The sequence below is a fragment of the Paractinoplanes rhizophilus genome, from assembly GCF_042664765.1.
Taxonomy (GTDB): Bacteria; Actinomycetota; Actinomycetes; order Mycobacteriales; family Micromonosporaceae; genus Actinoplanes; species Actinoplanes rhizophilus.
In genome coordinates, this window is sequence record NZ_JBHTBJ010000036.1 from 35,733 (window position 1) to 47,087 (window position 11,355).

The window sequence follows — 11,355 nt, forward strand, 5'->3', positions numbered from 1 at the left end:
CGAATCCTAGCACCGCTAGACATTCGAGCGGTAGCAGTGCTAGCTTTGCCTCGACAGCTAGCAACGCTAGATAGATGGGGCGGAGTCGTCATGCTCAACACACTGCAAGTCATCACCACCGTGGTCGTCGGCCTGATGGTGGGGGTGGAGTTCGCCGTCGCCTTCATCCTGAACCGGATCCTGGACGCCCTCCCCGAGGACAGCGGCCAGCTCGGCCACGCACACGGCGGCCGGATGCTCGGCACCCTGATGCCGTTCTGGTACATCGGCTCGCTCGTGCTCATCGCGATCTGGGCGGTGGCCGGCTGGCAGCACGACGGCGCCGGGCTGGTCGTCACCGCCGCCGGGCTGCTGATCGTCAGCGTGCTCATGTCGGTGCTGCTGCTGGTCCCGATCAACAACCGCAACCGGACCTGGACGCCGGAGAACCGGCCCGCCGACTGGAAGCAGCAGCTGAACCGGTGGCTGCGCTACCACTACGGCCGCCTCGCCGTCATCCTCGCCGCCTTCACCCTGCTGGTCACCGCCCTCGCCTGATCCGGCGGCCCGGGCCGGCTCGGCCCGGGCCGGAGGGCTCGTCAGCTACGGGTCCACTTCTGGTTGCTCCCGCCGTTGCAGCTCCACAAAATGATGAGTGTTCCGTTGGCTGTCCCGTTGTTGCTCGCGTCGAGGCACAGGTGTGACTGGGCACCGGTGATCGTGCCGTCGGAGTTGACGGTCCACTGTTGGTTGGCCTGACCGTTGCAGTCCCAGATGACGACCTTCGTGCCGTTGGCGGTGCCCTGTCCGGAGGCGTCGACGCACTTGGTGCCGTACACCTGGAGTTGGTTGCCGGAGGTCAGCGTCCAACGCTGGTTGGTTCCGCCGTTGCAGTCCCACAGTTCCGTCTGGGTGCCGTTGGCCTGGGCGGCGTTCGGCACGTCCAGGCATCGGCCGGCGTTGACGTTGCGCAGCGCCGACGTGGAGCCGCCGGTGCCGCCGCCGGTGCGGCTCAGTCCGATGGTGGCGTTGCCCAGCGACCGGCCGGCTTCCGCGGCCACCCCGGTGACCTGGGCGAAAGGTAGCGATGCGGTCGGCGCCGAGGGGCGCTGCACCAGGTATGACCGCCCGGCGACAACCGGCACGCTGAGCGCCGGCGCGGTGGTCGGGGCGACCACCACGGCGCCGGTCGAGCCGTCGACCACCTCGGCCTGCTGACCCGGCCACGGGTTGCGTACGGTCATGGTCCGCGTGGTGCCGGCCTCGATCGCCGCCGTCGCGAGCGTTCCGCCCTCGACCTGGACGTGCACCCGCGAGCCGCCCTGTGTGAACACCGTGCCGGACACGTCCCAGCCCGCCGGCCAGGCCGGAGCGAAGCGCAGGGTGCCGTCGTAGTCGGTGGCCAGCGCCTCGTCCAACGTGGCGGCGACGTTGGAGACGTGCTCGATGTAGGGCTCGTCGAGCGATCCGGGGTTCCAGGCGGCCAGGCCGGAGGGGTACAGCTGGTAGGTCTTCGTGCTGGTGATCAGGGTGTTGGCGACCTCGGAAGACAGGCCCAGGCGGGCGGCCTGGATCGAGTCGTAGGTCCAGTCCGGGTTGTTGACGTACTGGCGGTGGCTGTAGGTGCGCCGGGCCAGCGCGGTGAGGTCGTGGCCGTCGACCACGGTGTTGTCGCCGATCACGCCGTACGGCCACACCGGCTCCAGGCCGAGGTTCTCGGTATTGTGGATCGCCGCGGTGGGTTGGTAGGAATTGCCGATGACGTCGGTGCCGGACGCGTCGGCGGACGGCCCGAGCAGTTGGGTGTGCGTCGCCTGGTCGGTGCGGGCATAGGGCCGGATCTGCCCGAGTGCCGTACGCAACCGGGAGACCAGTGCCGAGTCGGTGCCCAGCAGCGTCGCGGCGTCCGCCGTGGCCGAGAACAGCGCCTGGTCGGCGGCGATGTCGGTGGTCGGATCTTGCACGGCCCACTGAGTCTCGTGCGCGTTGTCGACCGAGTGCAGGTAGCCGTCGGAGCCGACCGACTGCCAGGCCAGCAGGAACGTGGCCGTCTGCTGGAGCAGCGGGTAGTACTTCTGCAGGAAGCTCAGGCTGGCGGTGTTCTGGTACTGACGCCAGATCCACAGCGCGATCTCGGCGCCGCTGGTGATCGTCAAGGCGTTGAAGCTCGGGCTGGAGGCGACCGCGCAGGAGGCGTTCGCGGTGATCCCGCCGCCGTTGTAGTAGCCGTTGCCGTTGAACCGCATGGTCTCGGGCACGCACGCGCCGGGTTTGCCGTTCATGTTGGCGCTGGTCCACGACTGGATCGCGGGCAGGTCGTCGAGGTACATGTCGAAGATCGGCAGGTTCAGCGCGAAGTTGCCGGAGGCCAGGTTCGCCGAGATCTGCCCGCGCAGGTTCCACAGCCAGTATCCGGCGGGGTACCAGGCCTGGTGGTCCTGGTTGAAGTTGTAGAGGTCGGCGAGGCCGGCCTGGCTGCCCGGGTACTGGCCGGTGTGCATGATCCCGGCTTCGAAGTACAGGTACAGGGTGTTGAGGTTCTCCATGTACTGGGCGGTGCCGTCGGCGGAGGTCGCCTCGATCAGGCCGCTGCCGGCCCAGTACCGGTTCCACCACGTGGCCTGGGTGGTCAGCAGGCCGGCGGTCGCGGCGGTGGTGTCACCGCCGATCAGGCTCGAGGCGGTGGACACCGCGTTGCCGCCGGTCCAGGCGGGCGACGCGACGACGATCCGGTACGAGCCGTCGCTGTTGGGGTTGACGCCGACCTGGACTTGGTTGGCGCCGACCACCGAGGCGGTGACGTTCTGCCCGCCCGCGGTGATCGCGGCCATCGCGCCGAAGGTCCGATCGGAGTGGCCGGTCTGGGAATTGTCGACCCAGGACTGGGCGAGCGCGCCGATCCCGCCGGCGGCGGTGGCCGCGGGGTTGCGGCCGTTCCAGAGGCTGAGGTTGGCGGTGATCCGGCTGGCGGGGTTGGCGCCGGTGACGTCGATGATCAGTTCGTCCTTGCCGGCGGGCACCCAGGCTCGCAGGGTGATGCCGCCGCCGGACTCGCGCAGCACGCCGTTGTACAGGTCGAGGTGGCCGGTGAAGTCCGATGCCGTCGTCATCGCGGTCAGGGCCGGGATGCTGACCTGGCCGGGGGAGAGCCGGTTCGGCATGGTGTCACTGCGGTTGAGCTGGGCGGTGAAGCCGTTCGCCGCCCATTCGGCCACCCCCAACGAGCCGTTGCCCAGCGGCAGGAACTGCGTCGCGGAACTGTTGGGCCGCCCGAGCACCACATCGGAACGCGAGACGATGCCGCCGACGTCGCGCACGAACGATCCGTTGCGCCAGGCGGTCGTCACGGTGGCCGCGGCCGCCGGAGTGGCGGAGCCGACGGCCACCCCCAGCACGGGGGCGAGCGAGACAACGGCCGCGGCGGCAGTGAGCCGCCATAGCTTCGTACGGTTTGTCATCTTTCCTCCCTGAGGCTGTCGGTAGCGCGCTCGGGGAGGAGCAACATCAATGGGCTTCGATTAATAAAACATCTCGCGCCCGCCGGAGGGCAAGCGCTCCGACGCCGCTCAAATTTCGTGGTATGGTTCGTACCATGGAATCCGAGGGCCGGGGCTATCGGCAGGCGGCACGGGCCGAGGCGACCACCGGGAACACCGAACGGATCATGGCGGCGGCGTTCGAGCTGTTCGTCGAGCGGCCGTTCGACCAGATCACGCTGCCCGCGGTGGCCGAGCGGGCGGGCGTCGGGCTGCAGACCGTCATCCGCCGGGTCGGCACCAAGGACGGCCTGGTCGCGGCGGTCAACGCGTGGCTGGCGCCGCGCGTCGCCGCCGACGGGCTCGGCGCTCCGGGCAACCCCGATCCCGCCCACGTCGCCGCCGCGTTCCGGCGGCTCTACGAGCGGTGGGCGCTCGCCATCGAGCGCACGCTCGCCCAGGCGGAGAGCTCGCCCGCCCTGGCCGCCAATGCCGCGAGCGGCCGCGCCGCCCAGCGCGCATGGCTGGCCGCGACCTTCGCCGACGCCCTCGCCGCGTCACCCGAGCCCGATCTGCTGCGTGCCCGCCTGGTGGCGGTCACCGGCGTGGAGGTCTGGCTCGTGCTCACCCGTCACGAAGGGCTCTCCGCCGACCAGGCCGAGCAGACCCTCCGCCTCCTGATCACCGCGAGTCTCGAAGGAACACCGTCATGACCCGATTCCTGGTTTACACCCCGCCGGCCACCGGCCACGTCTTCCCGCTCGTGCCCGGTCTGCGCGCCCTGGTCGCACGCGGTCACGAGGTGCACGTCCGCACGACCGGGGAGCTGGCCGTGCACCTGCGCGCGGCCGGCCTCACCGCCGAGCCGGTCGACGAGCGGATCGCCGCGTCGGCGCGCGCCGTCGATCCGGACGGTCGCCGGCACGCCGACGACATGTCCGACCTGATGCGCCGCGGGCCGTGGGAGATGGCCGACCTGACCCGCGCGATCGCCGAGGTGCGGCCGGATGCGCTTCTCGTCGACAGCAACACGTACGGCGCGTCGACCGCCGCCGAGGCGTCCGGCCTGCCGTGGGCGATGACGATGCCGTCGGTGCTGGCCCGTCCGGGACGGGGCATTCCGCCGTACGGTCTGGGCCTCGCGCCCCGGCCCGGCCGGATCGGCGCCCTCCGCGACGCCGTGCTGTGGAAGGTGGTGGAGCGGGCGTTCGGCCGGGCGATGCTGCCCGAGCTGAACCGGATGCGGGGGACGGCCGGGCTGCCGCCGTTCCGGTCGCCGCTGGACTATTCGGCGCGCCCCGACCTGCTGATCACGCTGACCGGCGCGCCGCTGGAATATCCGCGCGCCGATCTGGAGCCGCATGTCCGGATGGCCGGGAGCACGCCGTGGGACCCGCCGGCCGAGACACCGCAGTGGCTGTCGGCCGAGGGCGACCCGTGGGTGCTGGTCACCTGCTCGACGGACTATCAGGCGGACGGCGCGCTCGCCCAGGCCGCGGTGGCGGCGCTGCGGGACGAGCCGGTGCGGGTTCTGGTCACCCTCGCCGACGCGTACGGGGAGGTGACTCTGCCCGAGGCCGGCAACGTACGGGTCGAACGCTTCGTCCCGCACGGCGCGGTGCTGCCGCAGGCGGCCGCCGTCGTGTGCCCGTCCGGAATGGGGATCGTAAGCAAGGCCGTGGCGGCGGGCGTACCCGTGGTGGCCGTGCCGTTCGGGCGCGACCAGCCGGAGGTGGCCCGCCGCGTGCAGCAGTCCGGCGCCGGCGTGATCCTGCCGGCAAAGAAGCTGTCGGCGGCCCGCATGCTCGCCGCCGTGCGCGCGGCCCGCGCCCTGCCACCGCGCCCGGCCACCCCGGCCGACGGCGGCGCGGCCTTCGCCGACGCGGCCGAAGAGCTCGGCGTCCGAGAGCCCGCCGCGACCACCGAGCTGGGCACCCGAACGGCCGCCGCCGAGCAGCTGGGCGGGTGAGGCGGGGCCTCGTCAGCCGCGCAGGAACAGCAGCACCGCGAGCACCCGCCGGCTCTCGCTGCCGGTTGCCGGCAACCCCAGCTTGCCGAAGATGCTGGACACGTACTTCTCCACCGCTCGCAGCGTGATCACCAACCGGTCGGCGATGCCCTGGTTGGAGTTGCCCGCCGCCATCAGCTCCAGCACCTCCCGCTCGCGCGGCGTCAGCCGTTCCAGCGGATCGTCGCGGCGGCGGCGGGACAGCAGGGTGGACACGATGATCGGGTCGATGGCCGAGCCGCCCGCCGCCACCCGGCGGACCGCGGCGAGGAACTCCGGCACGTCGCTGATCCGGTCCTTGAGCAGATAACCCACGCCGTCCGCCGAGTCGGCCAGCAGCTTCATGGCCAGCCCCAGCTCGACGTACTGGGACAACACCAGTACACCCATTTCCGGGTACGCGGTGCGGAGTTCGATCGCGGCCCGCAGCCCCTCGTCGGTGTGCGTGGGCGGCAGCCGGATGTCCACCACGATCACGTCCGGCAGGTCGGCCTTCAGGTGCGACCGCAACTGGTCGGCGTCGCCGCAGCGGGCGATCACCTCGAACCCGGCGTCGGTCAGCAACCGGGCCAGGCCCTCGCGCAGCAGCACGCTGTCTTCGGCGAGCGCTACCCGCATGGCAGCTCCGCCCGCACCCGGGTGCCGCCACCGCGAGGCGTCCACACCCGCAGCCGGCCACCGAGCGCCTCGACCCGGTCGGCCAGGCCGCGCAGGCCGGTGCCGCGCTCGGTGTCGGCGCCGCCGACGCCGTCGTCGACGACCTCGACCACGATCTGGTCGCCGGTCCGGGTCACCTCGACGGTGGCCGAGGACGCCTGGGCGTGCTTGCCGACGTTGGCGAGGCTCTCGCACACCACGAAGTACGCGGCCACCTCGACCGCCTCCCGTACCCGGCCATCCAGGTCGACGCGCAGCCGCACCGGGACCGGCGCCCGGGCCACCAGCGACTCGACCGCCACCGCTAGCCCGTGGGCGCTGACCACCGCCGGGTGCAGGCCGCGGGCCAGGTCACGCAGCTCGGCGAGGGACACCGCGATCTCCGAGCGGGCCTCGGCCAGCAGTGCCTTCGCCTCCGGATCCTCGCCCAGCCGGCTCTGCAGCACGCCCAGGTTGAGCGACAAGGCGACCAGTCGCTGCTGAGCGCCGTCGTGCAGGTCGCGTTCCAGCCGCTGCCGTTCCCGCTGACCCGCCTCCAGCACCCGGGCCCGGGAGCCACGCAGCTCCTCCACGTTGGCCCGCAGCTGTGCCTGCAACCGGCCGCTGCGCAGCGCGATCCCGGCCGCGGCGCTGACCGCGTCGAGAAGCTCCGGCTCGTCCCGCAGCGCCGGATCGTGCACCAGGGCGGCCATCGGCTCGCCGTCCTCGTCGATCAGGGTCACCCGGCGGTGATCGGCCGGTAGGCCGACCGCGCGGCCGTCCTGGCCGGCCCAGGTGCCGAACGGCGGAAGCCAGTACAGCAGCGACAGCGATGGATCGCGGAGCGCCGCCGCCAGCGGCGTGCGCAGGTCGGCCGGGTCCGCGCGCAACGCCACCACCAGCTCGGCGACCGCGGTGCGGGCCAGCCGGGCCTGCAACAGCCCGGCCAGGAACGCGACCGGGGCGACGCCGAGCAGGAACAGGCTGATCCGCTGCACCACCGGGAACGCCGGGCCGCCGAACACCCCGACCACCAGCAGCACGGCGATCGTCACCAGGCCCACCGCGAACGAGTCGACCAGCAGCGTCAGCGAGCGGCGCAGCGGGCGGCCGTGCCGGCGCCGGCGGACCATGAGCAGCCCGACGCCGGCCAGCGCCACCCCGCTGACCACGACGAGCTCGATGCGATACAGCAGCAGCGCGGCCTCCGGCCGGTCGACGACGGTCAGCCGGTGCGGCGTGAGACCACCGAGCGCCATCGCCGCCACCTGGGCGCCGAACGCCGCGGCGTACCCGGTCCCGATGATCAGTTTTTCCGCCCGGCCGCGCAGCCGGCCGGTCGGGTAGGTCACGAAGACATGCACGATCAACACCAGCGGCAGTACGTCGAGCGCCTGGCCGGCGGTGTGCAGCAGGCTGTCCTCGGGCGCCCAGATCAGGCTGCCGGCCAGCGCGGCCGAGCCGGTGAGCACCATCAGCGGGCCGAACCGGTTGCGGGGACGGCATCGCCAGGCGACCAGGCCGCTGACCGAGTACGCCAGCACCAGCCAGCTGATCGTGACCAGGTGGGCCGGGTCGACCCCGCCGCGGACCCCGAGCAGCAGGATCCCGCCCAGCGCCGTGACCAGCACGGCCCCGAGGATGGTGAGTGTGGCGTTGGTCGGGCGGAGCATGCGTCACCCCCGGCGTCGCGATAGACGCTACGCCCTCACCCAGCACCTTGGACACCAGGAAACCCGCGGGGCGGCCGCGCCGCCAGGCGCGGCCGCTCGGGATCGTGCTCAGGCGTGTTCTCTCCCGGATCTCCAGGCGGCCCGGTCGGCGAGGATCAGCGCGAGCGCGACCACGGTCCACGCGGCGCACTCGTACCACTCCTGGCGGGACAGATCGGCGCCGCGGTAGCCCAGGTCGGTCATCGTCAGGAAGCCCTGGGCATTATGGAACAGCAGCACCAGCAGCACGCTGCCGCCGGTGCGGTTGAACAGCCAGACGTACACGAAGGTGATGACGAACGTGGCGACCAGGCCGGCCGGGCCGACGTCGCCGAGCAGCGGCAGATGCCAGAGGGCGACCAGGACCCCGAGAACGGCTGCGGAGGCCAGCGGGGACAGGTCGCGCTGCAGCCGGGGTACGGCGAACCCGCGCCACGCCGGCTCCTCGGCCATCGGCCCGTCCATCGGGTTGACCAGGCGCACGAGGAACGTCAGCGCGAAACTGCCCCAGGCGAGATCCGACCACGCCGGGCCGGGCGCGCTGTTGACCGCCGACACCCCGAAGCGCAGCACCACCGGCACCAGCAGCGCGAAGGCGTAGAAGTACCACGGCACCCGCCATCGGATCATCCGCCGGCCGAGGTCGCGGAAACCCGCCCGGCCGTCCGCGACGGCGATGACGATCAGCGCCGCCAGCAGCGCGCCGATCGCTTGGAATTCCTGTCGCGGCCACACGTCCAGGCGATACAACGGCCAGGACCACCAGGCGAGCACGTACGCCAGGACGAAGAAGCTGGTCAGCCGGTGGCGGGTGATCCACTCGGCCAAGCCGTTCCGGGTGGTTTCTCGTGGCGGTTCCTGGATGATCTGGGTCTTCATGACGACGCTCCTCATGCGGTAGGCGATCGATCCGGCCTCCTCACGCTCGCAGCGCCGGCGGCACCCGGTAAGCCGGTCCGCTGGCGGATGGGACGGCCGGTTTTCTGGCGTACGGCGCGCCACCACCCCGCACGCCAGAAAACCGGCCCCCCGACCGGCCAGTGCGCCGCCTTACCGCGATCGTCCCCGGCTGCGAGCGTGGGATGCGTCCTGACCACGTCTTCTTCGGACAGGTGAGTCCCATGCCGAAACGCACCCCGGTGGCGCTGCGTCACCGAGGAGTACCGCTACGCCAAGGGCAAGCCGGTCATGGCCCATCAGGTCGGGGGCGCCACGTTGCGGCTGACCGAGTCCGGTTGCGGCGGCGACGAAGCCCGCTGCGAGGTCCGCTTCCGCATCCGCGTGCCGGCGGCGACGGCGGTGGAGATCACCGCGCAGGCCGGCGCGGTCGACGTCGACGTCCGCCCCGGAGTCGGCGGCAGCAGCGTCCGCGTGGACAAGAACCCCGCCTCGCCCGTGACCACACGTTAGGAGTTCCGCAATGAAGACCATGTCCAAGCACCTTCTGCTCGGCGCGTCCCTGGCTGTCGTCCTCACCCTGGGATTCAGCCCACCGGTCTCCGGCCAAGCCGCCGGCCGGCTCACCATCGACTGGGCGCCGTGCCCGACCGCGCCCGCCAAGCAGTGCGGCACCATGCAGGTCCCGGTCGACTGGTCGCAACCGCGCGGCGCGAAGGTCGCCGTCGCGGTCGCGCGGCGGCTGGCCGACGACCCGGCCCGGCGCATCGGCACGCTGTTCTTCAACGCCGGTGGACCCGGCGACGGCGAGGTGAAGTACGTGGTGGACGAGGACTCGTACTTCTCGCCCACGCTGCGCGCCCGGTTCGACATCGTCGGGGTGGATCCGCGGGGGACCGGAAACGCCGACGCCATCCGCTGTGATCTGCCGGCCATCACGCCCTCGTACACCATGTTCCCGCGCACCCAGCAGGAGTTCGATGCCATGATCCGGTACAACCGGGACTTCGGGCGCAGCTGCTTGCGCGGAACCGGGGCGTACCTCGAGCACACCGACACCGTCAGCGTCGCCCGCGACCACGAGGCCGCCCGCGCCGCGCTGGGCGTCGACCGGGTGACCTGGCTCGGCATCTCGTACGGCAGCCAGCTCGCCGCCAACTACGCCGAGCTGTTCCCGGGCCGCACCCGCGCGATGGTGCTCGACTCGGCGCTGGAACACAGCCTGCCGGACAACCAGCAGCTCGCCGAGGAGATCCTCGGCGCCGAGGCCTCCTTCAACCGGTTCGCCGCCTGGTGCGGCACCGCGCCGGAGTGCGCGCTGCGCGGACAGGACGTCGGCGCCGTCTACGACCGCCTGGTGGCCGGCGCCGAGCGCCACCCGATCCCGGACGACGGCGCGCTGCGCCCGGTGACCAGCGAGGACATCCGGATGCAAACCATCCGGCTGCTGGCCTTCAAGGAGCCGGCGCTCGGCGGACCTGATCTCTCCTGGGCCGGCCTGTCCCGGGCGATCGCCCGCGCCGTCGCCGGCGACGCCTCCGGATTCGCCCTGCCGCCGGTCGAATACCTGCAGGACGACGTGGAGGCGCACGGGGCCATCGGCTGCATGGAGTACGTGTCACAGGTCCGCACCTGGGGCGAGATGCAGCAGCGCCTGCAACTGGGCCGGCAGCTCGCGCCGCACCTGCAGGGCGCCGCCGAGTCCTGGCAGATCATCCGATGCGCCGGCTGGCCCCTCCCGGCGGCGAACCCGCCCCGGCCGCTGCACGTACGGGATGTGCCCACGCTGATCGTGCACTCGGTCTTCGACCCGTCCGACCCGTACCAGTGGGCACACGGCCTCGCCGCCCAGATCGACGGCAGCGTCATGCTCACCCGTACCGGCGACGGGCACACGTCGTACCACACCTCCGAGTGCGCCCGCGCCGCCACCGATCAGTACCTGATCCGTCCCCAGGCACCCGCCGACCGGGTGTGCGAGGGCTGAGGATCGTCGCCAGAATCGTCGCGGCCGGTGCAGCACTGCCGGCCGCGATGGACGTCTTTCTATGAAACGCTGACCGAAGCGGGAGATCCGGAACAACGCCGGACCTGACTCTCGGCTCCGGATCCAATGCGTCTGAAGCCGCGGCGACCGCTCCGACGAGGCCTCCGCTCGTCAGGCTGGGCGGAGGCGCTCAGCGAGGACCGGCCCTCACCGCTGCGGTCGATCCGTTGATTCCCGCATCGGTCATCGTCCATTCTCAAGGGATGCCGACCACCGAACTCGTCGTCACGATCGACGATCCGTCCCTGCGTTCCTCGCTGCGATCCTGGCTGGCCGCCGACGAGAACGTGCCTCGTCGGTTGAAGGTGGCACCGGCACAGGCTCGGCCCGGGGAACTGGGTGCGGAACTGGAGATCATGCGGATGCTACTGGAGGGCGGCGGCGCCGTCACCGTGTTGATCGAGTCGGTTGCGTTGTGGCTGCAGAGCAGGCGGTCGGATGTCTCGGTCGAGCTGAGCATCGGAAAGAAGAAGGTCAGCGTGAGTAGCGGCAGCCTGCGCAACGCCTCCACCGAGGATCTGGAGAGGCTGGTGCGGGGCATTGCCCGAGAGCTGGAAGACGAGTGACAAGTCTGTGGACGCCTTGTCCCGCCAAGTCGAC

General features: G+C 71.6%; 10 protein-coding genes. 6 read left to right on the plus strand and 4 right to left on the minus strand.

Annotation, left to right across the window (positions count from 1 at the left end; genetic code table 11):
• Nucleotides 1-90: 90 nt before the first annotated feature.
• A complete protein-coding gene (locus ACFQS1_RS32350; protein WP_378975752.1) occupies nt 91-537 on the plus strand; it encodes an anthrone oxygenase family protein in 447 nt (148 codons plus the stop codon).
• Between the two features lie 41 nt (nt 538-578).
• On the opposite strand, the gene ACFQS1_RS32355 is transcribed toward ACFQS1_RS32350, so the two are convergent.
• Nucleotides 579-3,437, minus strand: a complete 2,859-nt coding sequence (locus tag ACFQS1_RS32355; RefSeq protein WP_378975754.1) for an RICIN domain-containing protein — start codon at nt 3,435-3,437, stop codon at nt 579-581.
• A gap of 134 nt (nt 3,438-3,571) precedes the next feature.
• On the opposite strand from ACFQS1_RS32355, the gene ACFQS1_RS32360 reads away from it, so the two are divergent.
• Together ACFQS1_RS32360 and ACFQS1_RS32365 are read left to right on the plus strand one after the other, a co-directional pair.
• The gene (locus ACFQS1_RS32360; protein WP_378975756.1) at nt 3,572-4,168 is read left to right on the plus strand and encodes a TetR/AcrR family transcriptional regulator; all 597 of its coding nucleotides are present in this window, start codon (nt 3,572-3,574) and stop codon (nt 4,166-4,168) included.
• Nucleotides 4,165-5,424, plus strand: a complete 1,260-nt coding sequence (locus ACFQS1_RS32365) for a glycosyltransferase (protein ID WP_378975758.1) — start codon at nt 4,165-4,167, stop codon at nt 5,422-5,424. Before ACFQS1_RS32360 ends, ACFQS1_RS32365 begins: the two co-directional genes overlap by 4 nt.
• A gap of 12 nt (nt 5,425-5,436) precedes the next feature.
• Here ACFQS1_RS32365 and ACFQS1_RS32370 read toward each other — a convergent pair whose 3' ends face one another.
• The 3 genes from ACFQS1_RS32370 to ACFQS1_RS32380 form a co-directional block, all read right to left on the minus strand.
• Entirely contained in the window at nt 5,437-6,081 is a 645-nt protein-coding gene (locus ACFQS1_RS32370; RefSeq protein WP_378975760.1) for a response regulator, read from the minus strand.
• On the minus strand, nt 6,072-7,772 hold the full coding sequence (locus ACFQS1_RS32375) for a histidine kinase (RefSeq protein ID WP_378975762.1): 1,701 nt from the start codon (nt 7,770-7,772) through the stop codon (nt 6,072-6,074). The genes ACFQS1_RS32370 and ACFQS1_RS32375 overlap by 10 nt, the downstream gene beginning before the upstream one ends.
• 108 nt (nt 7,773-7,880) lie before the next feature.
• Complete coding sequence (locus tag ACFQS1_RS32380; protein WP_378975764.1) at nt 7,881-8,690, minus strand: CPBP family intramembrane glutamic endopeptidase; 810 nt, start codon at nt 8,688-8,690, stop codon at nt 7,881-7,883.
• A gap of 309 nt (nt 8,691-8,999) precedes the next feature.
• On the opposite strand from ACFQS1_RS32380, the gene ACFQS1_RS32385 reads away from it, so the two are divergent.
• The 3 genes from ACFQS1_RS32385 (at nt 9,000) to ACFQS1_RS32395 (ending at nt 11,321) form a co-directional block, all read left to right on the plus strand.
• A complete protein-coding gene (locus tag ACFQS1_RS32385) occupies nt 9,000-9,221 on the plus strand; it encodes a hypothetical protein (protein ID WP_378975766.1) in 222 nt (73 codons plus the stop codon).
• Nucleotides 9,222-9,231: 10 nt separating this feature from the next.
• Nucleotides 9,232-10,695 carry an alpha/beta hydrolase gene (locus ACFQS1_RS32390; protein WP_378975768.1) on the plus strand — a complete coding sequence of 488 codons (1,464 nt, stop codon included), beginning with the start codon at nt 9,232-9,234 and terminating at the stop codon, nt 10,693-10,695.
• 263 nt (nt 10,696-10,958) lie between these two features.
• Nucleotides 10,959-11,321 carry an effector-associated constant component EACC1 gene (locus tag ACFQS1_RS32395; RefSeq protein ID WP_378975770.1) on the plus strand — a complete coding sequence of 121 codons (363 nt, stop codon included), beginning with the start codon at nt 10,959-10,961 and terminating at the stop codon, nt 11,319-11,321.
• Nucleotides 11,322-11,355 lie beyond the last annotated feature (34 nt).